The following is a 25,151-nucleotide window of genomic DNA, read 5'->3' on the forward strand; positions in this document are numbered from 1 at the left end:
CGCATGCAAAGCTTCGCGGTTGGCAGGCCGCAACACGGTGCCGCCGCCGGTAGCCAGCACACCCGGACCGTCTTGGGTCAGGGCGTCAATTACTTCGGCCTCGACATCGCGGAAACGCGGCTCCCCCTCGCGCTCGAAGAACTCGCGGATCGAGCAGCCTATGCGCTGCTCGATCACGTGGTCTGAGTCGATGAAAGGCACTTGCAAACGCCGTGCAAGTTGGCGGCCCACGGTGGACTTACCGGAGCCAGGTAGGCCGACAAGACTAATCAAGGAGCAACAAATGGAATCGCAGTGATAACGCCGTTTGGGCTGGTAACAGTTACAACAATCGTTGTACCCGTTGCAATACAACTGGGACTTCCATTTAGATTTAACCTAACATTTGTACCAACCGTAGAGTTGAACACAACATTAGGGCTTGTTGAAGTAACAGCGCATGCAACGCCGGTAGTAGTAACCGCAGCCGATATAGTGGTTCCGGTTGGCATTGCATTGTTACTGGAAGCGGTTTGATTATTGTCATGCACATTTACTACAAGGGCATTGACAGTCCGTGAAATAAAGTCAGCAGCAGCTTGAGAAGTTGCCGCCACCAAAACCAGCTGCTTTCGCACCAATACATTGCCATTCCAGGCTGAGTTATCACAGCTCGATACTACAGACGGATATGCCTCTACCGTTTGCGCATAAGCACAAGAATCTGAATTTGCAGTACTTCCAATCTTTTGTTCGCCAATATCATACCCTAAATTTTCGTTGGCATCCACATAAGGCAAGCCTACTGGATAAAAAATTTCATTAGGCTGCCAAACATTATCCCCATTCAAATCAACAAAGGCCTCCTCACCATTTAAATAGGCCAATACAGCTACTCGACCATTTGCAGGCCTAGCACCTTGACTAGTATATGTAACAGTACATGCAGAGTTAGACAAAATACAGCTTCCAGTGATCAAACCTGCACTGACTACAAAGTTAACTGTCGTGCCATCCGGAACAGGATTACCCATTCGATCAGCCGTCCGCATAACTATAGAAGTAGTAACCCCATCAATATTAAAAGCCTCAATACTTAATTTGGTGGCACTAATAGACGTATATACAGAGCTCTGCGTTGCAGCGCCGGTCGTAACACGCAACCCTAAAGATGAAGCTGTAACGGTGCTATCCGAGGCCAACTTTGCAGTAACAGTCACAGGAATAGGCAACGCTCCCGAAGCAACTGTTACGGATACAAAGCCATTGCTATCAGTGGTTAAGCCTTGAGTGCTACTACTGGCAAATGTCACGCCAGCCGCAATGGCATCAGTGGACAACGAAAAATTAACGGTAGCATTCGGCAATCCATTGCTGTTGCTATCAACCACTTGGAACTTAACTACGGATGTCTTATTGCCACTTGCAGCACTAGAAGCGTACATTAAGCCACCTGAGGGTGCAAAAGAGGCAAATAAAATGTTAGTCGCCCGTGCCGAAGCCACAGAAATAGTCTTAGTAACATTTGTAGTCGCACCAACCGCTGATGCCGTCAGAGTTACCGTAGTCGAAGCACAAGCCGAGGTTGATTGATATGTAGATCTAGCGATACCACCACTGACTGTAGTAAAACTGCTAGGACTAAAAGTCCCACAAGATGCGGAAAAATTCACCAGTATGCCTGACGATGCAATTCCGTTAACCGAACCAATTACCGTAACAGACGAAGTCTCTAACGCTCCGATACTAGTAGATGATGTGGTAATACTTTCTAATGTTAAATTGGCAGCAGTCGTTCCAAAATTCAAACTGGCCGTTACCGCAGCACTTCCAACCGTAGCTGCAACAGTTAATGCACCAGCACTTGTAGTAGTCAAACTCAAAGGACTAATCAGCACCTTTGCTACGCCACTAGTGTCAGTCAACGCAGTGGTATCTGTTGTACCTCCTGCTAATGTTGCTATCGTATAGTTCGTCGAAAAAGTTACCAACTGGTTCGCCACGACTGCACCACTTGCATTCGTAACGACTGCTTTCGCGTAGTAAACAGCGCTTTTACTAATTGCATTTGTCACTAACACAGTACCAGAGGCATCCACAAGAGATACCACAATGGTTGGTTGGCTGGTCGTTGGTGTTGTAGACGTTGAAGTAGTCCCCCCCGGATTCCCCCCCCCCCCGCAAGCCGTCAATACGGCCAACACCAACAACATCCAAACCTTTAAATAACGCATCATTTTTCCCTGCTCCGTTGTCAGTTTTTACTAGCGCGAGGCCGCGCGTTCCACAATCATTTTTGGCGTGATAAAGACCAGCATTTCCTTCTTGGTACTGGCTTGCGATTTGGACTTGAAGAGATTACCCAAATAAGGAATATCGCCCAGCACAGGCACCTTGGTAATACTGTCTGTTTCATCCAATGTAAAGATACCGCCTATCACCACTGTACCGCCGTTTTCTACCAAAACCTGTGTCTTGATATGTTTGGTGTCGATGGCGATACCGGCAGAAGTCGTCTCGCCACGGCTGTCCTTGTTGATGTCCAGATCCAGAATGATGTTGCCCTCGGGGGTGATCTGGGGAGTGACTTCCAGCTTCAGGTTCGCTTTGCGGAAGGCTACCGACGTGGCTCCGCTGGAGGTGGCTTGCTGATACGGGAACTCGGTGCCTTGCTCGATCAGAGCTTTGGTTTGGTCGGCGGTCACGATCCGCGGACTGGACACGAGTTTGCCTTTGCCGTCGTTCTCTAGGGCGGAAATTTCCAGATTCAGGAAACGGTTGGCGGCACTGCTAAAAATCGACAGGGCAAATGCCGCTGCGTCATATCCGCCCTGACCCACTGCGGGCAGATTCACAAAATTACCCGAGGTATCCACAGCCGAGCCACTAGAGCCATTGCTAGCGGCGACGTTGCTGTAGCTGGTGCCCACGGTAAAGCGCGTATTGCCAGAAAGTCCGTAGCTGCCAGCTGCCGTGCCTGCTGTGGTCGAGCTGCCCGCAGTGCTGCCTAGCTTGACCCCCAGGGACTTACCGAAGGTGTCGGAGGCTTCCACGATGCGGGCCTCAATCAGCACCTGTCGCACGGCAATATCCAGCTTTTTGATCAGGTCCTGCACCGCCGCAATTCGACTGGGGATGTCATTCACAAAAATCTGGTTGGTCCGCGGCTCCGAAATCGCGGTGCCACGAGGACTGAGGAAGCGAGGCATATTGCTGGAGCCACCTGAAACAGAACCGCCAAGTTGGGTCACGATATCGGCTGCCTTGGCGTAATTCAACTGAAACGATTGGGTTACCAAAGGCTCTAGAGCCTGCATGGAAGCAGCAGACTCCATATCTTTTTTGGTACGTGCGTCGATCTCGTCCTTTGGCGCAATCCACAACACAGAGCCCGACTTGCGCATGCCCAAGCCTTTGGAGTCCATGATGATTTGCAAGGCTTGGTCCCATGGCACGTCTTTCAGGCGCAGGGTGACGGAGCCCGTGACGGAGTCGGAGGTGACCACATTGAAGTTGGTGAAATCTGCAATCACCTGCAGCAGTGCACGGACTTCGATGTTCTGGAAGTTCAGCGACAGTTTTTCACCGGCATAACCTTGGCCTTGAACCAACTTGGTCGGATCGGTTTTTTGCTGCCGGATTTCGACCACAAACTGGCCATCACTTTGGTAAGCACTGTGGTCCCATGCCCCCTTGGGCTCGATCACCATGCGTACACGATCGCCTAACTGGGTAGTGGTGATGTTTTGTACCGGTGTACCAAAGTCTGCTACGTCCAGGCGGCGGCGCAAGCCTTCAGGCAGGGTGGAATTCAAAAACTCCACCACCAAATTTTGCCCTTGTTGGCGCACATCCACGCCCACTTGGCTATTCCTCAAGGCCACAATAATGCGGCCCGCGTTGTCGTCACCCCGGCGAAAGTCGATGTCTTTGAGGGGTGCTTTGTCGCGGCTGCCGCTGTCGGAAAAAGTTGGCATGGCACTGGCCATGGGTGCTGCGACCGCAACGGCATCGAGCACGACCAGGATTGACTTTCCTTTGAGTTCAGCCTTGTACGAAGTGGCCTGCTTTAGGTTGAGCACAATACGCGAGCGGTCGCCTACCTGCACTACATTGACGGAACGCAGATTGCCTTGGTTGACATCGATGGATGACCGGCCAATACCGTTGGACACGCCCGGAAAGTCAAGGGCAATGCGGGCAGGTGACTGGATGGACACCCCTGACGGCAGGGCCGCCAAAGGCTCACTGAGGTCGATACGAATGACCTCGACCCCTCCTTGGATGGAGCCGGTGACGGACTCAATAGTGGCTTGCGCATGCGCGGCCACCGAACTTAGCGCCAATACCAGCGCTGCGGCCAATCGGTCTAGCATGTGCCACCCCATTCGATTCTGCTTATTCATTTCGCTCCCTCTTGTAGCACCAAACCAGCGGCCCGCTCGATCCAATCTCCGGTCGAGTCCTGCACAATTTCCCGTAACGTAATTTCCGATTCGTCAATCTTCATGACCCGCCCGTAGTTCAAGCCCAGATAGTTGCCCACGCGCACCTGGTACAACAGATTGTCGATTTTGACCAAGGCTACGGGCTGCCCGGCTTTTTTCAAGCTGCCCACCATCACCATGGAGTCCACCGGGTAGGCTTCCAAAGCCTCTTTGCGGCGCGCCAACTCAGGCGCGATCAGCGCGGTGTTGGCAACACTTTGGGTGGAATCGCGCTTGAGCGCCTGCGTCAATTTTTGCAGGCTAAACGGATCTACCGCGCCTTCTTGGGTATAGGCTTGGGGGATGAATTTCTTAGGCTCAACCAAAGGAATGACACGCGGGTGCACCTGGCTGCGCTGGTCGGTCATCCATTGGCGGAGTTCGTCTTCGCCGGAAATGCTGCACCCTGCCAGCAGGGTGGTGGCCACAGCACCCATAACAACCAAAGGAACCCATTTCATTTTTTGGCTCCTGGCTTTTGCGCAGCGATTTCTTCGGCATCCAGATAACGGAAGGTTCGGGCGGTAACCTCCATGGACAACATACCGTCCTGGCTGGCCGCATTCACGGGGTTGATGGACAAATTATTGAGCGTCACAATACGGGATAAGTTGGCCACATCCGAGGCAAAAGCCCCCATGTCGTGGTACTTGCCGGTCACCCTGACGGCAATGGGCAACTCCGCGTAATAGTCTTTAACCACCACTTGGCCCGGGCGGAACAATTCAAACTGCAAGCTGCGCCCCAAACCGGCTTGGTTCACATCCGACAGCAAGGCGGCCATTTCAGCTTTGCTGGGCAGTTGTTTTTCGAGCTGCGTCACATATTGTTGAACCTGTTCGCGCTGCTTTTTCAGCGCCTCTAGGTTGACGGCCTTGGCCAGCCGAGCGGTGTAGGTTTCACGCAGTTGGGTTTCTTTGGTTTGCTCGACTAGCAATTCATCTTCGTAGCTGCTGAGCCACGTGTACCAAAGACCAACAACCACCGCCAGAACCACCACAAAGTACAGCAAGTAGCGGGGTACTGCAGGCCATACCGATGGGTCGTTGGGATTCAGGTCGCGGAACTGCTTTTGCAGCTTGTCCTGCACGGCCTTGAAGTCAATATTCAATGAAGGTTTTTTTGTAGCCATGACACTTTTGCTAGGGGCTGACGACCGCAGCAGATGCCGCCGATTCAACGGTTTTTTGCACTTCACTGGAACGCATTAAACGAACCCGTAAATTAAATTTAGCCACCCGCCGCTGGTCCCGCGGAGTCAAGGTCACGGTGCTGGCCACAATCTCCACCAGGTCAGGTTTCGACAGCCATGGCGTGTTGTTTGCCAAATTGCGCAACATCTCCGAAACACGCTCATTGGACTGGGCCACGCCCTGGATAGACACACTCTGATTCTCCTGCTTCAGGCTGGTGATATAGGTTCCATCTGGCAGTTGTTTCACCAGCTCATTGAGCAAATGAACCGGGAGATTGCGGTCGGCTTGTAGGTCTTCTACGGCTTTTTGGCGCTCGGTCAGGGCCTTGATTTCCGATTCGATATTGGCGATTTCCTTGATTTGGCCATCCAGTACCGTAACCGCCTGGGTCAAGATCACATTGCGCTCTTGCTGGCCCGATATCTGGGCCTCGCACCACAAGAACCCGATGCCGATCAACAGCGCACCCAACAATACAGACACCACCAGCATCACCTGGAAGGTTTCGCGCCTACGCGCCCGTGCCGCTTCTCGGTGCGGCAATAAGTTAATCAGGATCACTGCAGAAACCTCCGCATGGCCAACCCACACGAGGTGAGGTACGAGGGCGCTTCGCGCAGCACTTTTTTCAGCCGGACATCGTTGCCCATTTCCATACCTTCAAACGGGTTGACCAGGCTGCAGGCAAACGACGCATGCTGGGTGACGGCCTCCGTCAGGCCGGGCAAGGCCGCTGAGCCACCAGCCAACAGTACATGGTCAACCTTGTTATGCGGCGTGCTGGTAAAAAAGAACTGCAAGGCCCGGCCGATTTCTTGGGCCAGACTTTCTACAAAGGGTTGCAACACCACACTGCCGTAATCCTCAGGCAGGTCGCCGCTACGCTTTTTGCTCTCGGCCTCTTCTTGCGAAAAGCCGTATTGGCGCACGATCAACTGGGTCAGCTGGGCCCCGCCAAAAGCCTGGTCGCGCTCGTACAGCACTTCGTCGTTGCAAATAACTTGCATGCTGGTGGCCAAGGCACCGACTTCAAACAGCGCCACCAAGGCATCCTCGCCACGATTCGCCATACGCTCGATAAGTCGCGAGGTGGCCAACCGTGCCGAATAGGACTCGATGTCCAAAATCACCGGGTTCAGCCCGGCGGCCTCGGCCAGGCCCTGGCGGTCTTGCACTTTTTCCTTTCGCGACGCGGCAATCAGCACATCCACATCACCAGCCGAACTGGCGCTGGGGCCCACCACACAAAAGTCCAGGCTCACTTCGTCGAGCGAAAAAGGGATGTACTGGTTGGCCTCTGACTCGACCTGCACTTCCAGCTCCATGTCAGACAGCCCGCCCGGCAGCACAATGCGCTTGGTGATCACCGCAGACGGCGGCAGGGCCATGGCCACATTCTTGGTGCGGGTGCCACTCTTTTTGACCAGCCGACGCATGGCCTCGGCGACCTCGTCAAACTTTTCAATATTACCGTCCGTGATCCAGCCGCGTTCCAGAGGCTCAATTGCGCAACGCTTAAGCACCAGGTTTCCGAGCGCATCATGGTCCAGCTCGACCAGCTTGAGACTGGACGAACTGATGTCAAGCCCCAACAATGGCTGGGGTTTGCGACTGAACAACGATCCCAATGAGATCAAATCTTTCTCCCGGTACTGAGCAGAATGCTACAAAAATTAACATTTGACGGGGATGCTATCAGTAAGACTAACCCCCAGCAAAGCATATTTCCAAACGTAAATCTACAGAGCGTTGCCAAAAGTACACGCACGCTCTTGGCGGACAGCCCTGAGGGTAAGGGCAAAATAGGGGCGATTTGCCTGTACGGACCTTCCTTTTTTCTTTTCTGCTCCCTGTGACCTATGCCTTCAAAACCTCCGTCTAACACCCCCCACGCGGCTCCGCGCTCACGGATTCTGGTCTGGTCACTGCGCCTGCTGGGTTGGGGGCTGGGCCTGGCACTGGCTGGCGTTGTGGCACTTGCCATGGTTATCGGCGTGGCGCTGGCGGTGGCGTACCCCAATTTGCCCGATATTTCAGAACTTTCGGACTACCGGCCGAAGCTGCCTTTGCGGGTGTTCTCGGCCGAAGGCATGCTGCTGGCCGAGTTTGGCGAAGAGCGCCGCAGCCTGACCCCCATCAAGGACATCCCGCAGGTCATGAAAGATGCCGTGCTGGCGATTGAAGATGCGCGCTTCTACCAGCATGGCGGCGTGGACTACAAAGGCATGGTGCGGGCAGCCGTGGCCAATATGGGCCGCATGAAGAGCCAAGGCGCCTCCACCATCACCATGCAAGTGGCACGCAACGTATATTTATCGGCCGAAAAAAGCTACACCCGCAAGATTTACGAAATTCTGCTGACCTTCAAGCTCGAACACGCGCTGACCAAGGACCAGATTCTGGAAATCTATATGAACCAGATCTTCCTGGGCAACCACGCCTATGGCTTTGCCTCGGCAGCGGAAACCTACTTTGGCAAACCCCTGAAGAACCTCAGCATCGCCGAAGCCGCCATGCTCGCCGGCCTGCCCAAAGCCCCCTCGGCCTACAACCCGATCGCCAACCCCACCCGCGCCAAGATCCGGCAGCAGCACATCATCACCCGCATGGAGGAAAACGGCTTCATCACCGAAGACCAGGCCATTGCTGCCCGCAAGGAAGAACTGCACGTGCGCTCCGGCAATGGCAGTGACCGCATCCACGCCGAATACGTGACCGAAACCGTGCGCCAGCTGATGTTTGCCCAATACGGCGAAGAAACCTATACCCGGGGCCTGAACGTCTACACAACGCTCAAGGCCAACGACCAGGATGCCGCCTACAAGGCCTTGCGTCGGGGCCTGATGGATTTTGAACGCCGCCAGATCTACCGCGGGCCGGAAAAATTCGTCACCCTGCCCACAGATCCGGCCGACCTGGACGACGCGATCGACGAAGCCCTGGTGGACCATCCCGACAACGGCGATGTGATGTCGGCCATGGTGCTGGATGCCAACCCCAAAAAGATCAGCGCCGTGCGCCAGAACGGCGATGCAGTAGACATCACCGGCGACGGCCTGAAGCCCGCGCAGTCGGGCCTGGCCGACAAAGCCCCGCCCAACATCAAGATCCGCCGCGGCGCCATCATCCGCGTGATGAAAACACTCAAAGGCACCTGGGAAATCACCCAACTGCCCGAGGTAGAAGGTGCTTTTGTAGCCATCGACCCGCGCGACGGCTCCATCAAGGCTCTGGTAGGCGGCTTCGACTTCCAGAAGAACAAGTTCAACCACGTGACCCAGGCCTGGCGCCAACCAGGCTCCAGCTTCAAGCCCTTTATCTATTCAGCAGCCCTGGAAAACGGCTTTACCCCCGCCACCATCGTCAACGACGCACCACTGTTCTTCGATGCCGGCGTGACCGGTGGCCAGCCCTGGGAGCCCAAAAACTACGACGGCAAATTTGAAGGCCAGATGACGCTGCGCACCGCACTGGCCAAGTCGAAAAACATGGTCTCCATCCGCCTGCTGCAGGCCATCGGCCCCAAGAAAGAGCAGGAATGGATCACCCACTTCGGCTTTGACCCCGAAAAGCATCCCGCCTACCTGACCATGGCGCTCGGCGCAGGCTCAGTCACGCCCATGCAAATGGCCTCCGCCTATTCGGTGTTTGCCAATGGCGGCTACCGCGTCAACCCCTGGCTGGTGGCCAAGGTCACCGACCAAAGGGGCAAAGTGCTGGTGGAAACCAAAGTCCCTGTACTCGACGAATCGGTGCGCACCATCAGCCCGCGCAACGCTTTCATGATGACCAACCTGCTGGGCGAAGTGACCCTGCGCGGCACGGCGGCAGCCGCCCAGCGCGTCCTCAAACGTCCCGACGTGTACGGCAAAACTGGCACCACCAACGACTCCATCGATGCCTGGTTTGCAGGCTACCAGCCCACGCTCACAGCCATCACTTGGATCGGCTACGACACTCCACGCAACCTGGGCGCGCGCGAAACCGGCGGCGGCCTGGCCCTGCCGGTGTGGATCAACTTTATGGAAACCGCCTTGAGCGGTGTGCCAGTGGTGGTACCCGTGCCGCCCGAAGGGGTGACCAACGCCGGTGGCGACTGGTTCTACACCGAGTATGGCCGCAGCACCGGCGTGACCAGCCTGGGCGTGGACGATGCGCAGACGGCCCCAGGCAGTACCGGCAATGGCGCAGCCACGCCCCCGCCCCCGGCCAACGAGGAACGCAACCGCATCATCGACCTGTTCAAGAACTGATCAAAAACTAGTCAGGGCTTGAATTCCAGCGTCAACCCCGACTGGGCGCTGGCATCGCGGGTCAAACTGGCAAAAAACTCGCCCTGGCCCTTAGTGTCCATCCACTGGGCGCTATCAAACTTGTAGTGGTAGCCGCCCGACTTGGCGGCCAGCCAGACTTCTTGCAACGGCTTTTGCAGATTGATGATGATCTGGCTGCGGTTGGGAAAGGTCAAAGTGACCATGCCGCCGGTGCGTTGGTTGTCGATATCGGCATCGGTGCTGTCGTTGATACGATCGCAGCAGGCCTCCACGGCTTTGAGCAAAATTTCCGCGCGGTCCATGAATTCGGGGTCGGTCATACAATTTCGCCATGTTGAAGTTAAGCCAAATTTTAGTCAGCCGCCCCGTCCTTGCCGTCACCATGGTCGCAAGCCTTGCCATTTTGGGAGGCTGCGGCCAAAAAGGCGTGCTCTACCACCCTACGGAACCGGCCGGCACACACCGCGCCACGCTGCCCGAAACCCTCACGCCGGAGGTGATGAAGCCTGCATCCCCGGCCTCCGCACCTTAATTTCGATAATTTGCAGGTGTTGCCCCCCAGAACCCTGCAAAACCCCGGCCATCCACAGCAAGCACCGTGCATTTGCTATGGATAGGCGCGGGCCACCGCACTACCATTGCGCAAACTTTTTTGCCCCTCACACCCATGACATCCCCCCTGCCCGGCCATCCCCACATCGCCTACCAAAATCACGCATCGGGCAACGCCCTGTGCATCGAAGGCCAGCCACTCGCCGCCCTGGCCCAGGCTCACGGCACACCCCTATTTGTCTACTCCAAAGCCTCCATGCTCGAGGCCCTGGCCGCCTACCAGCGCGGCTTTGCGGGCCGCAAGGCGCAAATCTGCTACGCCATGAAGGCCAACTCGTCGCTCGGCGTGCTGCAGGTATTTGCCCAGGCGGGCTGCGGCTTTGACATCGTCTCCAGCGGCGAACTGGCGCGGGTAATGGCCGCCGGTGCGGTCGCCTCCAAAGTGATCTTCTCCGGCGTAGGCAAGACCCGGGCCGAAATGCGCCATGCGCTGGGCGTAGGCATTGGCTGCTTTAACGTGGAAAGCACCGCTGAGCTGGAAGTATTGAACGAAGTCGCTGGCTCCATGGGCCTACGCGCGCCCATCAGCATCCGCGTGAACCCAAACGTCGACCCCAAGACCCACCCCTACATCTCCACCGGGCTCAAGGGCAACAAGTTCGGCATTGCGCACGAAGAAACCCTGGCCACCTACCAGCGCGCCGCCAGCCTGCCCGGTCTACGCGTGGTAGGCATCGACTGCCACATCGGCTCGCAGATCACCGAAGAAACACCCTACCTGGACGCCATGGACCGGGTGCTGGACCTGGTGGATGCCATCGAGGCCACCGGCATCACGCTGCACCACATCGACTTTGGCGGTGGCCTGGGCATCAACTACCAGGACGACACCCCGCCCGCAGCCGACGCGCTGTGGCACAAACTGCTGGCCAAGCTGGACGCACGCGGTTACGGCCAGCGCCAGTTGATGGTCGAGCCCGGCCGCTCGCTGGTGGGCAACGCAGGCGTGTGCGTTACTGAGGTGCTGTACCTCAAGCCCGGCGAGCAAAAGAACTTCGCCATCATCGACGCGGCCATGAACGACCTGCCCCGCCCCGCCATGTACCAGGCCTTCCACCACATCGTGCCGCTGGCCCCCCGCGCAGATGCCACCACGCTCATGGACGTAGTCGGCCCGGTGTGCGAAAGCGGCGACTGGATTGGCCGTGACCGCGACCTGGCAGTGCAACCCGGCGACCTGCTGGCGGTGCTGTCGGCCGGAGCCTACTGCATGAGCATGGCCAGCAACTACAACAGCCGGGGCCGCCCCGCCGAAGTGCTGGTCGATGGTGCCGAGGCGTATGTCATCCGCGCCCGCGAAACCATTGCCGACCAGCTGCGCAACGAATCGCTGGTCGGCTGACTCGCTATTACTTCAATAGCTGAATAGCCTGCTATCTTCAAGGCCCAAGGCGATCGGGCCCGCGCTCGGCGAGATCGCACGGGCCCCGCCGAACAGCATTGCGCCGCCCACCGGCCCCATGAAGACCACGAACACCAGCGTGGCGATGCTGCGCGACCAGCAGTACAGCTTGCCGCCAGGCAACTGCACGCCCACGATGCTGCGCCTATGCACATACAGCGTGACCTGCTGGTCGTGATTTATTTTATTATTTTGATAGCAATAGGCCCAGTATTAACCATGGCCTGCAGCCTATTTCATACCAAAAAATAGGGCGACTCACTTCTTGGAGCAGACCGCGATGCCGCGCACGCTGTCGGCCTCAAAGACCAGTAGGCTGGCCGACAGCGGCAGCGCCAACACGCCCTCGCCCTGGTAGGTGCTGACCACGAAACCCGGCGCCGCCAGCAGCGCGCCACTGGCGGCGTTGACGCGGTTATAGGCCAGGGTTTCGGTCCACGTACCCGGGGTTTCGGCGCTGTTGGCGACGGCGTTGGCCGTTCCTTTGATGCTGAGGTTGGCCGTGCCGCTGGTCACCTGGCAGGCCCAGCTGCCGTCGATTTCGCTGCCAGCCAGCGTCTGCGCCTTCACCGCGAAGAAGTTACCCACGCGCAAGGTGCTGCCCACGCCGCTTTGGTTCTGGCCGTAGCGGTCGATCAGCAGCACCGTGCCCAGGTTGCCGTTTTGCACCAGCAGGTTGCCGAAGTCGTGGCTCTGGTTGTCGCTGCCGGTGATGCGCATCTTGTAGAAGCCGCCACTATTCCCACCCGTGCCGGTCACCTTGGTCAGTGCGATCACGGCCTTCTCCGGCGTCTTGCCGTCGGTGCTATCCACATCCGTGCAGTTACCGGCGGTGTCGACCAGCCCGCCCACGCAGAAGGTGGCGCTGGCCCCGTTGCTGGCGATCTGGATCTGCCCGGCGATGAACTCGCGGTCGCCGCCGCCCACCTTGTTGCGCACCGCCCCCATCACGTTGTACGTACCAGCCAGCTTGGCCGCATCGGCCACCTGGTAGGGCGTGCCGGTGACCTGGGCGCTCAGACCGCCCACCACCATGCTGCCAGCCAAGGCGCCGGTGCGGCTGTCCTGCGTCAGGCTGAGCTTATTGGCCAGCACGTAAGCCACGAAATCGCCCGAGACAGTGCGCACCAGCGTGCCGGACTCGGCGGCCAGGCCGTACAGCGAATCGATGGGGGTCAGGGTGTAGGCACCGGTGCTCTTGTTAACCACCAGCCGCCAGGTGTCGCCCAGGCTGGCCAGCACATCAAAGGCCTCGGTCGCGCCATCGCTGGAAATGGTCGTGGCCGACAGGGCCGCCAGGTTGGCGTTGGCGGCGGTGGTCACGGGCGAAGCCGCAGGAGCGGCCGTGTCGGTGCCGGAGTCGCCACCGCCGCAGGCGGTCAGTACCAGGGCGGCGGTCAGGGTCAGGGTGAAGATAGAAATTTTTTTCATGCTGGATCTTGGGTGTGGCGGGTGGAACGAAATCAGTCGGCAATGCCGCGGGTGCCGGCGTACCAGGGCGTAGGGGTGGAGATAGGCCTGGGAGATTCGGCGGAGCCGACCACCTGGGCCGACGGGGTGCTGGTGCAGGCACCCAGCGTGGACAGAAAAACTAAAAGGGCGGCGATACGGGCAAAGGTCATGGGCATGGGGAATAAGGCTGTGGTGGTGGAGGCAAAAAAATTAATGCCTCTGTTATTCGCAGCCCCTTCGCCCGCGGTTCAAAAAAATTTGTAACCGCCGCAGCTATGATTGCGGCCATTCCATGCAGCCCGAATCCACCCCCGCCGAACTTCTGGCCGCCGTCCGCTCTGGCGACACCCGCGCCCTCGACAGCCTGTACCGAAGTTGGTCGCCCAAGGTGCGACTGTTTGCCCGCATGCAAGTGCTACCCAGCGGCCTGGATGCCGATGCGCTGGCCGACGAGGTGACCATCGACGTGTTCCACGACCTATGGCGCTACCCCGAGCGCTTTGACGGGCGTGTCGCCTTCAACACCTGGCTCTTCACCCTGGCGCGCAACAAGGCGATTGACAGATTGCGCCACTTGCAACGCCACCCACCGAGCGAGGAGCTGGACGGCATCGACCCACCCGCCGACGCGCAGCACGAGCCCCCCGCCCAACTGGCCGCCCAACAGCGCCAGCACGGCGTAATGGACTGCCTGCGGCGGCTGCGCAACCCCCTGCAGCGCGAAAGCCTGATGCTCTGGGCGCTAGAAGACATGCCCTTGGCGGCCATCGCCCGGCTGCAAAACAGCCCCGAAAACACCGTCAAAACCCGGCTCTACCATGGCCGCCTGAACCTGCGCGCCTGCCTGGAGCACTGGCTGGCCCGCGAAGGAGACAACCATGACCGATAACAACCCCACCTCCGACCCGGATGCCGCGCTGCAAGCCACTTTGCGTGCAGCCCTGCACACCGAACTGGCGCACATGGACCCAGAAGCGGGACTGGCCCAGTTGCACGCCCGGCTCAAGGCCGACACTGCACACATACCGTCACCCCTTGGGGCATCGGCAGGCTGGCGCGACGCCCTGCGCGGCTGGTTTACCCGCTGGCCCACGGCCCTCGCCAGCCTGGTCATCGTGCTGCAAGCCGGGCTGCTGGCGTGGCAAATGCAGCCCCCACAGCAGGACGTAATCTGGCGCGGAACCGGCGTGGATGCCCTGGGCAGTGCCCCCAACGCCCTGCTGGTGGTGCACTTTGCCCCGCAGGCCCCGCTGCAAGCCGTCACCACCCTGCTGCACAGCCTGCGGGCAGAAGCCATCGCTGGGCCCGACGAAGACGGCCTCTGGACGCTGGCTGTGCCCACCACCCAGCGCGATGCCGCCTTGGCCCAGTTGCGTGCCAGCCCGCTGGTGCAGGCCGCGACGGCACCATGAAGGTAGCCTGGGCTGTGCGCCGCGCCCCGCTACACGCCACTGCGCTGGGTGCCGCGCTGCTCTGCACCGCCGCCCACGCCGAGCGCTTTGCCATACTGGTGGGGGTGTCGCAACTGGCCGTTCAGCCGCGCACGCTGTGGCTGGATGGCCCGCGCCACGACGTGGCTGCGGTGCAAACCAGCCTGGCCGCACAAGGCATTAGCCGGGCCCACACCACCGTGCTGGCCGACGGTGTGCCGGGGGCCACGCCGCCCACGCAAGCCGCCATCCTAGCCGCGCTGGACGGGCTTACCCCCCGGCTGCAAGCAGGCGACAGCGTGCTACTGTACTGGTCGGGCCACGGCGTGCGCAGCCCAGCCCCACCCAAAGCCAGCCAGGAACCTGACGGGCTGGACGAATACCTGCTGGCCCGCGATGCCCAGCGAGACCGCCGCACAGGCAGGTTGCAAGGTGCCGTGCACGATGCCGCGCTAGGTGCCCGCATCGACGCATGGCAGGCCCGGGGAGCCCAGGTTTTTGTGGTGTTCGACACCTGCCACGCAGCCTCCAGCACACGCGATGCCGCAGCCACCGGCTTGCGTTGGCGTGGGCTGGAAATAAGCCAACTGCGCAGCGGTAGCCCACGCACAGAACCCGCCGAGCGCCTGCCCGCCCCCCAGGCACGCCCTGCCTACGCCGCTTTTTACGCCAGCGAAAGCCACCAGCGCACGCCCGAATGGAAAGGGGCCGGGCTGTTCACCCAGGCCCTGCTGGCCGCCTGGGCCCCATTCGCCGCCACCAACACGCCTAGCTACCGCACCCTGGCCACGGCCACCTTGCAGCAGTACCAGCGGCTGGCAGCGGCGCTGCCCATCGCCCGCAGCGCCTGGCCGTCGCCGCTGTTCGAGGGCGACCTGGACGCGCCGCTATGGGGTCGCAGCCCGCCCCACACCGCAGACAGCACCGTGTCCAGCCACAGCGGCCCCCTGCCCAGCGGCGTGCGCCCCAGCCTCACACTGCAGCGCCCCGGCCAAGCCGCGCAGCCCTTGGCCGTCAACGATGTCGAACTGGGCCGCCTGCCCGCGGGCACCCAACTCACCCTGGCCGTAGACAACACCAGCGGCGCGTCGCTGGACATGGCACTGCTTTACCAGGCCGCCGGGCAGCCCGCCCGCAGCCTGTACCCCGCGCTGGCGGGCGACAGCAACCGGCTGGAAGCGGGCACGCCCAGCGCCCCGGTCCACTGGCAGCAAAGCTTCACCCTGACCGACGACGGCACCGTGGGCGAGACACTGTTGCTGGCCTTGGCCCCCGCCCTGCCCCGCTCGCTACCCCGGCGTTTTGGCGCGGGCGACAGCGCTGCACCAACCGCATGGCAGACGCACATACGCTGGCAGGTGGAACCGGGTAAAAAATAAATAAAATAGGCCTCTAGCGCAATATCCACCTACGCTAGTAGCTACTTTTTAAATAGCAAAATAACTTACTTAACGGCCTTCGGTCAGCAGCACGAAAGCCCCCCAGTAGTAGGGGTGGCGTACCGCGTTCTGCGGTGCTTGCAAAGCGGTGGGGACCGGCTGCAGGCCACGTGCCGTTTGGCGGCCGGCATCCAGCAGGGCAAGTTGGTCCAATTGGGCAGACCGCAGTGCATCGGCCTTGCCCTGCCCAGCGGCCAGGTGCTGGTAGAAGCGCCCCATTAGCGCGGCCGTGGAAGCGTCGGGCACGGGCCAGAGGCTGGCCAACACGTTCTTTGCGCCGCGTGCGTGGGCCAACCAGGCCAGGCTGTCCAGGCTGCGGCCTTGCGCGTCTACGCCCGGCGGTACGGCGGTGTCGCAGGCGCTCAGGGTCAGCAGGTCCAGGCCGTCAAAGCGGTACGCATCGCCAGCCAGCGCCGCCAGCGACACCCGTTCACCATTGCCCAGTTGCAGCCACGAGGCCCGGCTGTCGCCGGGGGCCAGTACAAAGTGGCTGGCGATATGCACCACGCTGCGCTGCGCCAAGGCGGCTTGCAGGCGGGGCGCGGTGAAAGCCGCGTCCAGCCATTCGGTAGTGGTCGTGCGGGTGGTGGAGCTGGCGTGGCGGATGGCCGCCAGCTCGCCCGGCACCTGCGCCAAGGGCGGCAGGCCCGCCACGCCCCGGCTACTGCCCAACAAGGTCCAGCCAGTGCGTGGTGGGGCCTGCGGCGCGGCACGTGCTTGCACCCCACCCCCGGCATTCAGGGCCAGCGCGTGCTGCTCCACCAGCCAATGCGTTCCGTCATGCAGGGTGGCAAACGGCAGGTAGCGCAGTGCGCCCTCAGGGTGCAGCAGCACAACACTGCCGGGGCCGGTGGGCAGCAGGTGGACGATGGGGGCCCACAGCAGCGCGTACAGGGCCTGGGCCTGCGGGCGGGCATCCACCGCGGGGTTTTGCAGCACCCGGCGCAGCGCGGCGATGTGGCGCAGCAGCGCGGCCTCGGTCACCGGCACGTCCACCACGTCCAGGGCCTCGCCACGGGCCACGGCGATGCGCAGGCGGTCGGGGGTGGGCAGGTAGAAAACCTGCGGAATCTGGAGCGTAGGCATCGCGGATACAACCGGGGCCGCGCTGGCCGATGGAGATTCGGCCAGCGGCAAGGTTTGCGCGGCCAGCAGCGCGGCCACGGAGGCATCCAGCGCCTGCTGCAGGGGCTGTTCGGCCAAGCCCAGCGGCTGGTGCTGGCGGCACCAGTCGGCATAGGCCTGCACCAGGTGCTGGCGGTGTTGGGCCAGGGCCAGAGCCAAGGGCTGCTCGGGACCGGTGAAGGCCAGCCGCTGGCGGCGCGGCTCCTGGCTGCGCACCAGCTGGTGGTAGTCCTCCTCGCGGGCCATGGCCAACACCTGTTCGGCCTCGGGCAGGCGGCGCTGCGCCAGCAGGGCATCGGCCAGGTCTACGTAGTCCTCGCGCTTGTCTTGCATGAAGCTTTGCTGGCGTACGGTGGGCAGGTCCAGCGTGCGGCTGCGCACGGTTTGGGCGGCGTTGACAGCCCATTTGGCATAAAAAATCTGGGCCGATGCCAGCCCCGAGTACTGCGCGCTATTGGACAGCCGCAGCCCGGAGTGCCAAGCCAGTTCGGGCTCTTGGGTGGCCCAGGCAATGGCCAGCGATTCGGCAGCCAGGCGGGCGGCCTGCGCCGTGTCACCCAGGCGTTTGACCAGGGTGGACTGCAGGCGCAGCAAGCTGGCACGCTCAACGCTGGTGCGACCGTGCACCTGCTGCTCCACCGCGGCCAATGCAGCAATGTCGGCCACGGCCGGGGCCAGCACGGCGGGGTCTTCGACTTCAAAGTGGGCCAGCAGGTCGAGCCGGGTACGCCGGGCGGCTTGCAGTGGCGGGCTGTCGGCAGGCAGGGTGGCCGCCCGCGCCAGGGCGGTGTCCAGCCATTGCAGGGCTTCGGCCTTGCCTTCCTTTTGGCGGGCCAGGTCGGCCAGGTTGATGGCGTTCCAGGTGGTGGCCTCCGGTGGCACGGGCGCCGGGTTGCGTTCGATGGCCAGGGCCAGGGCGTAGGCGGTGTCCACCTCGCCCAGGGCTTTGTACAGCAGCAGGCGGTTGCCTTGCACCCAGCGGCAGCGTAGGTCGGCACAGGCGGCATCCGACGGCAGCCGGGGCTGCAGCCAGGCGATCTGGGTCTGGGCATCGCCCCAGCGATGTTGGCGCACGGCGCGGGCCAGCTGCTCTGCGTGCCCATCCAGGGCTGGCAAAGGCTGGGCGGCTTGCAGGCCCGTGCAGACCGCCAAGGCAAGGTAAAAGGCGTGCTGCCAGCGCACTAAAAATCCTTCTCCAAGGCCACGGTGGCGGACCAGAGCCGGGTTTGCAGCAGGGCATCGCGCTGTTCGTTGCCGTAGGTGTCGGTCATCAGATGCGACACGCTGGCGTAGCGGGTGCCCAGGCGGGATGCGTTCAGGCGCAGGCGGGTTTGCGGGTCGAACTGCCACTGGGCGTACAGGTCGATGGCGTGGGTGGCGCGGATGTCCAGCGTTTGCCGGGAGCTGGTGCGTACGCTGTAGCCCGGCGAGGCATTGAAGTTGCCGCCCCAGGTGAGTGGCCTGAGCGGCCCGGTGGCGTTTTGCACGTCAAAGCCGATGTTCAGCACGGCACGGGGCTGGCCCGGCAGGCCATTGGGAGCGTCCACGCCGTCCAGTTGCGAGCGGTACAGGCCCAGGCTGCCACGCAGGGTAAGCGGCAGGGCCACGGCGGTCGAGGCCAATGCCCAGCGGCCATCCAGCTCCAGGCCCTGCACCCGCGCACTACCGGCGTTCACCGGGGCCAACAGCCAGCGGTCGTCCACAAAATCCAGCTGGTACTGGATGCGCTGCTGGATACGGCGTTGCAGCAGGGTGACGTTGATTTCGCCCTGCTGGCCCTCTTCCCCCAAGGCCTGCTCCAACCCCAACTCGATGCCCGTGGCACGCTCGGGCAACAGCAGGGGGTTACCACGGGTGTCGGGGTTGCCGGGCACGTTCCAGTCGGTTTGGCGGGTCGAGGGCGACAGGTCTTTCAGACGCGGCGACCGGTAGGTGCGGCCAGCGTTCAGGCGCAGCGTGCGCTGCTCCGCCATGTCCCAGGCCAGGGTGGCTGAGGGCAGCCAGATGCCACTTGTGGTGTAGCGCGCGGTGTCGTCGTCGCCCACACCGAGCTGGGTGCGTTCATGGCGCAGCCCGGCATCCAGCCGCCAGCCCGGCGCGAGCTGGGCCTTGGCCTGCGCGAAGACGGCGGTTTGGCGGCGCTGCACGCGGCTGTGGCTGGTGTCGCCCGCTTCGACATCAGTTTCACGCTGGGCCTCGGCATCCACCCGGGTGCCCAGCGCCCAGTGCAACGCGTCGCTGCTGGCCAGGTCCCAGCGCAGGCCGAGGTGGTGGCCGCTGCTGCGGGTGCGCCATTGCTGGTCATCGGCAAACACCGCATTGCCCGCCACATCCAACTGCTGCTGGGCCCAGCTGCCCGCTTCCCCGCTGCGGTTACCGCCCATGTCGAAAGTGAAGCGGTTGCCATTGTCCCAGCGGTGCCTCCACTGCAGTTGCGGACGCAGGCTCCAGAACTGGCTGCGTTCGCGGGTGGACTCCATGGCGTAGTCGGCGGGCCAGGCGGCTTGCAGGGCGTACGACTTGTCGGTGTCCAGACGCACCCCACTTTGCTCGGCCATGCTGGTCAGGGTCAGGGTGTCGCGGGGGCTGGCACGCCAGACGATTTGCGGCTCCATGGTGAGGCCGCCGGTCTGGTTGTGGCGCAGGGTGTCGGCGTGGTCGGTGTAGTACGGTGCGCCGCTGGCATCAATGCCCGTGCCATCGGCCCGGTCGGCGGGAGAGGCGCGGCGCTGCTGGACGCGGGCCGTGAGTTGGTAGTCCACCGCGCCCGTGCTACCGCTCCATTCCAGCGCCAGCTTTTCGCTGGGTCGACCTGCGTCGGAACCCACCTGGGCCTTGAGCCGTAGCCGGTCGTGGTCGCTGGCGGCGCGGGTGGTGATACGTACCGTGCCCGCCACGGCCTCGCCGCTGCCGGTGGCCGTGGCACCCCGCACAATTTCAACCTGCTCCACCATGTCGACGGTTAATCCGTCCAACACCGGGCCTTCACGCAAGCCGCCCACGGCCTGGCCGTTCACTTCGACACGGGTATAGCCATTGCCCATGCCGCGCAACTGGATGCGGCCTTCGGACAAAATTTGTACGCCGGGCAGGCGGCGCAGCGCGTCCAGCAGGTCCGCACCGTCGCCAAAGCGGGCCAGTTCATCGTGGTCAAACCTGCGGGTGTTGGCATCCTGGTCGAGCAGCGGGCTGTCGGTAACGGTCACGGGGGCCAGGGTGGCGGCCATGCCAGCGGTGGGGAGCAGCAGGGCCAGGAGGGACAAGGGATACAGGGGTTTCAAAAGGTGCATAGCGTCCCAGTATCTCAAAATGTAACGATAGGTACGCCACTCAGACGCTATTATTTTCATAGCTCATTGCGTAGATACAACATGCGCTGCAGGCCTTACCATTCCATGCTGGACCGGCACCGCCAGCACACCCACCGCCCTCTGGATTGAACCCTATGACCTTCACACTCGACGCGCATTGCAAAAGCTTCCCAGCCTCCACCCCGGTGCATGCCTGCGACCTGGCGGGCCTGGGCTGGAACCTGCTGGCCAACGACCTGGCGTTTCCACTGGCCGCCCTGAACCGACCCGCCCTTGCGCACAACATCGCCTGGATGCAGGCCTATGCCGAGCGCAAGGGCGTGGTGCTGGCCCCGCACGGCAAGACCACCATGTCGCCCGAGCTGTTTGCCCAGCAACTGGTCGCCGGTGCCTGGGGCCTGAGCTTTGCCACGGTGTACCAGGCCCGCGTAGGCGTGGCTGCCGGGGCGCAGCGCATCATCATCTGTAACCAGGTGGTCTGCGATGCCGACTTTGATGCACTGGCGGCGCTGCTGGCGGCGCAACCCGGCCTCAAGGTCTGGTTTCTGGTGGACTCGCTGGCGCAACTAGGCTTGATTGAAGACTGGGCGCAGAAGCGCCAAGCCAGCGTGCCTTTCGATGTACTGCTGGAAATGGGTATTCCCGGCCAGCGCACCGGCTGCCGCACTGCCGAGCAGGCCATGGCCCTGGCCCGGGCGCTGGCAGCGTCCCCGGCGGTGCGCCTGGGCGGTATCGAATGCTACGAGGGCGGTGTGGCCCGCTGCGACAGTGCGCACGATGCCCGGGAGGTGACGGCGCTGCTGCGCCGCGTCACCGAGGTGGTACGGGCGGTGGATGCCGAGGGCTTGTGGCAAGGCGAAGAGCTGCTGGTCACCGCCGGGGGCTCGGCCGTGTTTGACCTGGTGCTGCCGCTGCTGCGCACGCAAGATTTATCGCGCCCGTTTACCGGCGTGTTGCGCTCGGGCTGCTACATCACCCACGACCACGGCAATTACGCCCGGTATTTGAAAAAGTTGGAGCAGCGCGAAGGGCTGGACAGCTCTTTGCGCGCCGCCTTGTCGGTGTGGACGCTGGTGCAATCTGTGCCCGAGCCCGGCCTGGCCCTGCTCACCTGTGGTCGCCGCGATATTTCTTATGACCTGGAAATGCCGCTACCGCAAAGCTATGCTGCACGGGGCGCTACTCAAACTGTAGCAACGCCAGCCGACTGGCACATCAGCGCGCTGAACGACCAGCACGCCTACCTGCGCTTTGACCCCGCAGGGGTGGTGCCCCAGGTGGGCGACCGCGTGGTGCTGGGCATTTCCCACCCCTGCACCACCTTTGACAAATGGCGCTGGATGGCGGTGGTGGAAGACGATGGCAGCGTCACCGGGGCCATCCACACCGAATTTTAATTTTTATAGCGCCACACGCTTGCCGGATGCGCGCTGGAGGCCTTTTTTCTTTAAATACTGGGCGACACGCCAGCCTAGCAACACGGCGATGATGGCGGCGTACACCGCCACCTCGGCGAAGTTGTTCTTGCCCGCCCGCATCCAAAAGAAGTGCAGCAGGCCCAGCCCGGCAATGCCGTAGACCAGCTTGTGCAACGTCTGCCAGCGCTTGGCACCCATGGCCTTGATGGCGCGGTTGAACGAGGTGGCAGCCAGCGGGGTCAGCAGCACAAAGGCCAGGAAACCCACCAGGATGAAGGGCCGCTTGGCGATGTCGTGGGCAATGTCACCCACGTCAAAACCCATGTCAAAGCCGCTGTAGCTCAGCAGGTGGACCACCACGTAAAAGTACACGTACAGCCCCAGCATGCGCCGAAAGCGCGCCAGGCCGGGGGTGTTGGTGATGGTGCGCAGGGGCGTGACGGCCAGCACGATGCAGATGAAGCGCAGTGTCCAGTCGCCGGTGGCGCGGATCAGGTGCTCGGCAGGGTTGGCCCCCAGTGTGTTGGCATGGCCCAACTGCGCCTGGAAGACGTTCCATGCCAGCCACAGAAAAGGCAGCAGGCACAGCAGAAACACCACCGGCTTGGCGGCGGGGTGGAGCAAGAGCTTTTTCATGGACTGCTCAGAAGTTTTTCTGCAGATCCAGCCCGGCATACAGCTGGCCCACCTGGGCCTCGTAGCCGTTGAACATCAGGGTTTTGCGCTTCTTGGCGAACAGGCCGTCTTCGCCAATGCGGCGCTCGGTGGCCTGGCTCCAGCGCGGGTGGTCCACATTCGGGTTCACATTGGAATAAAAGCCGTATTCGTTGGCGGCGGCCTTATTCCAGGCGGTGGCGGGCTGCTTGTCGGTGAAGCGGATCTTGACGATGCTCTTGCCGCTTTTGAAGCCGTACTTCCACGGCAACACCATGCGCACCGGCGCGCCGCTCTGGTTGGGCAGCACTTCGCCGTACATGCCGAAGGTCAGCAGCGCCAGCGGGTGCATGGCTTCATCCATGCGCAGGCCTTCCACGTAGGGCCACTGCAGCACGCGGGAGCCTACAAAGGGCATAGTCTTGGAGTCGGCCAGGGTGACGAATTCGACAAACTTGGCACCACTGGTGGGTTCCACCGCCTTGATCAGCGCGCTGAGCGAATAGCCCACCCACGGAATCACCATGGACCAGCCCTCCACGCAGCGCAGGCGGTAGATGCGCTCTTCCATGGGTGCGAGCTTGAGCAGGTCTTCCAGCGTGTACTTAGCGGGCTTTTTGACCAGGCCCTCGATCTCCACCGTCCAAGGCGTGGTTTTCAACGTACCCGCGTTTTGCGCCGGGTCGGCCTTGTCGGTGCCGAACTCGTAGAAATTGTTGTAGGTGGTGGCATCTTTGTACGGTGTGAGCTTTTCCGTCACCGTAGCCCCCGCCACAGCCGACTTGGCACCGACCAACGGGGCTAGCTTGCCCGAGCCTTGTGCCATGGCTTCACGCCCGGCCCAGGTGGCCAGCGCCACCCCGGCCACGCCGCTGGCCATCAGCTTGACCATGTCGCGCCGCCCGGCGTAGACGCGCTGCGGCGTGATCTCGCTGGAGGCTGGGTGGAGAAATCCGTCGGAGTGGGTCTTGATCAACATGGGGCAAATCCTTGTGGTTTAGCTATCAGTCGTCCGAGAAGCGAAAGTCTTACAAGGTTCCGTAGCTGTGCAGGCCGCTCAGGAACATATTTACGCCCAAAAAGGCAAAACTGGTCACGCCCAGACCTGCCAGCGCCCACCAAGCCGCCACGGTGCCGCGCAGGCCCTTCATCAGGCGCATGTGCAGCCAGGCGGCGTAATTCAGCCAGACGATCAGCGCCCAGGTTTCCTTCGGGTCCCAGCTCCAGTAGCCGCCCCAGGCCTCGGCCGCCCACAGGGCACCCAGTACGGTGGCAATGGTGAAGAAGGCAAAGCCCACAGCGATGGACTTGTACATCACGTCGTCCAGCACCTCCAGGCTGGGCAGGCGCGAGGCGATGCGCTTGCGGCCCCACAGGATGCTGCCCATGATGATGGCCGATACCAGCAGGTATCCGGCCCAGTAGCCGCCGCCCGCGTCCGAGGTGGTTTTGCGGAACACCAGCGGAATAAAGCACAGCACCACGCCCAGCAGCCACAGCGGCGTGAGCTTGTGCCAGCGCGTCTCGGCGGCCTGCTGCTTGATCAGGTAGGCAAAGGCCAGCATGGCGGCCAGCGAGAAGGTGCCGTAGCCGATGAAGTTGGCGGGCACGTGCAGCTTCATCCACCAGCTTTTCAGCGCGGGTACCAAAGGCTGGATTTCATGCGCCTCGCGTACCACGGTGTACCAGAGTAGAAAGCCCACCGCGGCGCTCACCACCAGCATCACCATCGCGCCCATGGAACGGGTGTTGTACTGGGCTTCAAAGTACAAATAAAACGTGGCGGTGAGCCAGCAGAACAGCACAAACACCTCGTACAGGTTGCTCACCGGGATGTGGCCCACGTCGGCCCCGATCAGGTAGCTCTCGTACCAGCGCACCATGGTGCCGACCAAAGCCATGGTGACTGCCGCCCAGGTAATGCGCGAGCCAATCGACTCCATGCTGGCGCTATTGCTGCCGGATGCGGCCATGCCCAGCCAGTAAAAAATGGTGGCCATGAAGAACAGCACGCTCATCCACAAAATGGCCGACTGGCTGGACAAGAAGTACTTCAGCCAGAACACGGTTTCCGAGCGTGGCAGGCTGCCCTGCCCATCGACCTGGTAAGACCAGATTGCCAGCAGCGACAACGCCGCCACGGTGAGCATCAGTACCCGCAAAGGCCGCCAGAACCAGCCGATCCAGATGGCAGCAGGCATGGCTGCCACCAAAATGCCTTTTTCGTACACGTCCATGTAGGCCATGTAGTGGCTGAACACAAACAGGCCACCGGCCACCACCAGGGCGGCAAACAGCCAGTCGAAGAGGCTGCGGCGGCCCCAATAGGCCTCGTTGAGCTGGATGGTGGTGGGGGATGTAGTGGTGGTCAT

23 protein-coding genes are annotated in these 25,151 nt (G+C 61.6%); 7 read left to right on the forward strand and 16 right to left on the reverse strand.

The annotated features are described in order from the left end of the window. The 7 genes from Q0T48_RS09725 to Q0T48_RS09755 form a co-directional block, all read right to left on the reverse strand. A partial coding sequence (locus tag Q0T48_RS09725) for a shikimate kinase (RefSeq protein WP_295955686.1) occupies nt 1-273 on the reverse strand: 273 nt, incomplete at its 3' end. Continuing rightward, complete coding sequence (locus tag Q0T48_RS09730) at nt 270-2,216, reverse strand: hypothetical protein (protein ID WP_295955688.1); 1,947 nt, start codon at nt 2,214-2,216, stop codon at nt 270-272. The genes Q0T48_RS09730 and Q0T48_RS09725, both read right to left, overlap by 4 nt. Before the next feature lie 27 nt (nt 2,217-2,243). Next, the gene (locus tag Q0T48_RS09735) at nt 2,244-4,355 is read right to left on the reverse strand and encodes a type IV pilus secretin PilQ (RefSeq protein ID WP_295955876.1); all 2,112 of its coding nucleotides are present in this window, start codon (nt 4,353-4,355) and stop codon (nt 2,244-2,246) included. A gap of 26 nt (nt 4,356-4,381) precedes the next feature. Continuing rightward, the gene (locus Q0T48_RS09740; RefSeq protein WP_295955691.1) at nt 4,382-4,927 is read right to left on the reverse strand and encodes a pilus assembly protein PilP; all 546 of its coding nucleotides are present in this window, start codon (nt 4,925-4,927) and stop codon (nt 4,382-4,384) included. Next, a complete protein-coding gene (locus Q0T48_RS09745; protein ID WP_295955694.1) occupies nt 4,924-5,598 on the reverse strand; it encodes a type 4a pilus biogenesis protein PilO in 675 nt (224 codons plus the stop codon). Before Q0T48_RS09745 ends, Q0T48_RS09740 begins: the two co-directional genes overlap by 4 nt. A 10-nt stretch (nt 5,599-5,608) precedes the next feature. Continuing rightward, nucleotides 5,609-6,223 carry a PilN domain-containing protein gene (locus tag Q0T48_RS09750; RefSeq protein ID WP_295955697.1) on the reverse strand — a complete coding sequence of 205 codons (615 nt, stop codon included), beginning with the start codon at nt 6,221-6,223 and terminating at the stop codon, nt 5,609-5,611. Then, the gene (locus Q0T48_RS09755; protein WP_295955700.1) at nt 6,220-7,299 is read right to left on the reverse strand and encodes a pilus assembly protein PilM; all 1,080 of its coding nucleotides are present in this window, start codon (nt 7,297-7,299) and stop codon (nt 6,220-6,222) included. The genes Q0T48_RS09750 and Q0T48_RS09755 overlap by 4 nt, the downstream gene beginning before the upstream one ends. Nucleotides 7,300-7,521: 222 nt before the next feature. Here Q0T48_RS09755 and Q0T48_RS09760 point away from each other — a divergent pair, with 222 nt between their 5' ends. Further along, nucleotides 7,522-9,915: a penicillin-binding protein 1A gene (locus Q0T48_RS09760; protein ID WP_295955703.1), complete on the forward strand. Its 2,394-nt coding sequence runs from the start codon at nt 7,522-7,524 to the stop codon at nt 9,913-9,915. 11 nt (nt 9,916-9,926) lie between these two features. Here the strand turns inward: Q0T48_RS09760 and cyaY are convergent, their stop codons facing one another. Beyond that, nucleotides 9,927-10,256: an iron donor protein CyaY gene (cyaY, locus tag Q0T48_RS09765; protein ID WP_295955706.1), complete on the reverse strand. Its 330-nt coding sequence runs from the start codon at nt 10,254-10,256 to the stop codon at nt 9,927-9,929. An 11-nt stretch (nt 10,257-10,267) separates the two neighbouring features. Between cyaY and Q0T48_RS09770 the strand changes: the two genes are divergently transcribed. Together Q0T48_RS09770 and lysA are read left to right on the forward strand one after the other, a co-directional pair. Beyond that, nucleotides 10,268-10,468, forward strand: a complete 201-nt coding sequence (locus Q0T48_RS09770) for a lipoprotein (RefSeq protein ID WP_295955710.1) — start codon at nt 10,268-10,270, stop codon at nt 10,466-10,468. Nucleotides 10,469-10,603: 135 nt separating this feature from the next. Beyond that, on the forward strand, nt 10,604-11,890 hold the full coding sequence (gene lysA / locus Q0T48_RS09775; protein ID WP_295955712.1) for a diaminopimelate decarboxylase: 1,287 nt from the start codon (nt 10,604-10,606) through the stop codon (nt 11,888-11,890). 12 nt (nt 11,891-11,902) lie between these two features. Here lysA and Q0T48_RS09780 read toward each other — a convergent pair whose 3' ends face one another. From Q0T48_RS09780 to Q0T48_RS09790, 3 genes are all read right to left on the reverse strand, one after another. Further along, nucleotides 11,903-12,103 carry a hypothetical protein gene (locus tag Q0T48_RS09780; RefSeq protein ID WP_295955714.1) on the reverse strand — a complete coding sequence of 67 codons (201 nt, stop codon included), beginning with the start codon at nt 12,101-12,103 and terminating at the stop codon, nt 11,903-11,905. Nucleotides 12,104-12,208: 105 nt separating this feature from the next. Then, nucleotides 12,209-13,381, reverse strand: coding sequence for a hypothetical protein (locus Q0T48_RS09785; RefSeq protein WP_295955717.1), 1,173 nt, complete (start codon nt 13,379-13,381; stop codon nt 12,209-12,211). A 32-nt stretch (nt 13,382-13,413) separates the two neighbouring features. After that, nucleotides 13,414-13,578 carry a hypothetical protein gene (locus Q0T48_RS09790; protein WP_295955719.1) on the reverse strand — a complete coding sequence of 55 codons (165 nt, stop codon included), beginning with the start codon at nt 13,576-13,578 and terminating at the stop codon, nt 13,414-13,416. Between the two features lie 116 nt (nt 13,579-13,694). On the opposite strand from Q0T48_RS09790, the gene Q0T48_RS09795 reads away from it, so the two are divergent. The 3 genes from Q0T48_RS09795 to Q0T48_RS09805 are packed head-to-tail and all read left to right on the forward strand — an operon-like array spanning nt 13,695 to nt 16,211. Next, on the forward strand, nt 13,695-14,291 hold the full coding sequence (locus Q0T48_RS09795) for an RNA polymerase sigma factor (RefSeq protein ID WP_295955722.1): 597 nt from the start codon (nt 13,695-13,697) through the stop codon (nt 14,289-14,291). Further along, nucleotides 14,281-14,814, forward strand: a complete 534-nt coding sequence (locus tag Q0T48_RS09800) for a hypothetical protein (RefSeq protein WP_295955725.1) — start codon at nt 14,281-14,283, stop codon at nt 14,812-14,814. The genes Q0T48_RS09795 and Q0T48_RS09800 overlap by 11 nt, the downstream gene beginning before the upstream one ends. Then, complete coding sequence (locus Q0T48_RS09805) at nt 14,811-16,211, forward strand: caspase family protein (RefSeq protein WP_295955727.1); 1,401 nt, start codon at nt 14,811-14,813, stop codon at nt 16,209-16,211. Before Q0T48_RS09800 ends, Q0T48_RS09805 begins: the two co-directional genes overlap by 4 nt. A 69-nt stretch (nt 16,212-16,280) precedes the next feature. Here Q0T48_RS09805 and Q0T48_RS09810 read toward each other — a convergent pair whose 3' ends face one another. Both Q0T48_RS09810 and Q0T48_RS09815 read right to left on the reverse strand, forming a co-directional pair. Beyond that, a complete protein-coding gene (locus tag Q0T48_RS09810) occupies nt 16,281-18,578 on the reverse strand; it encodes a CHAT domain-containing protein (RefSeq protein ID WP_295955730.1) in 2,298 nt (765 codons plus the stop codon). Then, nucleotides 18,578-20,686 (reverse strand): TonB-dependent receptor, encoded by a 2,109-nt coding sequence (locus Q0T48_RS09815; protein ID WP_295955732.1) that lies wholly within the window; start codon nt 20,684-20,686, stop codon nt 18,578-18,580. The genes Q0T48_RS09810 and Q0T48_RS09815 overlap by 1 nt, the downstream gene beginning before the upstream one ends. A 155-nt stretch (nt 20,687-20,841) precedes the next feature. Here Q0T48_RS09815 and Q0T48_RS09820 point away from each other — a divergent pair, with 155 nt between their 5' ends. Continuing rightward, a complete protein-coding gene (locus Q0T48_RS09820) occupies nt 20,842-22,104 on the forward strand; it encodes an alanine racemase (RefSeq protein WP_295955735.1) in 1,263 nt (420 codons plus the stop codon). A 3-nt stretch (nt 22,105-22,107) separates the two neighbouring features. Here the strand turns inward: Q0T48_RS09820 and Q0T48_RS09825 are convergent, their stop codons facing one another. From Q0T48_RS09825 to ccsB, 3 genes are read right to left on the reverse strand one after another with little or no spacing between them, the layout of a single operon-like run. Further along, nucleotides 22,108-22,761 (reverse strand): protein-methionine-sulfoxide reductase heme-binding subunit MsrQ, encoded by a 654-nt coding sequence (locus tag Q0T48_RS09825; RefSeq protein ID WP_295955738.1) that lies wholly within the window; start codon nt 22,759-22,761, stop codon nt 22,108-22,110. 7 nt (nt 22,762-22,768) lie between these two features. Next, nucleotides 22,769-23,758 carry a protein-methionine-sulfoxide reductase catalytic subunit MsrP gene (msrP, locus tag Q0T48_RS09830; protein ID WP_295955740.1) on the reverse strand — a complete coding sequence of 330 codons (990 nt, stop codon included), beginning with the start codon at nt 23,756-23,758 and terminating at the stop codon, nt 22,769-22,771. Nucleotides 23,759-23,807: 49 nt separating this feature from the next. Continuing rightward, nucleotides 23,808-25,151 carry a c-type cytochrome biogenesis protein CcsB gene (gene ccsB / locus Q0T48_RS09835; protein WP_295955742.1) on the reverse strand — a complete coding sequence of 448 codons (1,344 nt, stop codon included), beginning with the start codon at nt 25,149-25,151 and terminating at the stop codon, nt 23,808-23,810.

It is taken from the genome of Rhodoferax sp. (genome assembly GCF_025354435.1).
In the GTDB taxonomy this organism is placed as follows: domain Bacteria; phylum Pseudomonadota; class Gammaproteobacteria; order Burkholderiales; family Burkholderiaceae_C; genus Rhodoferax_B.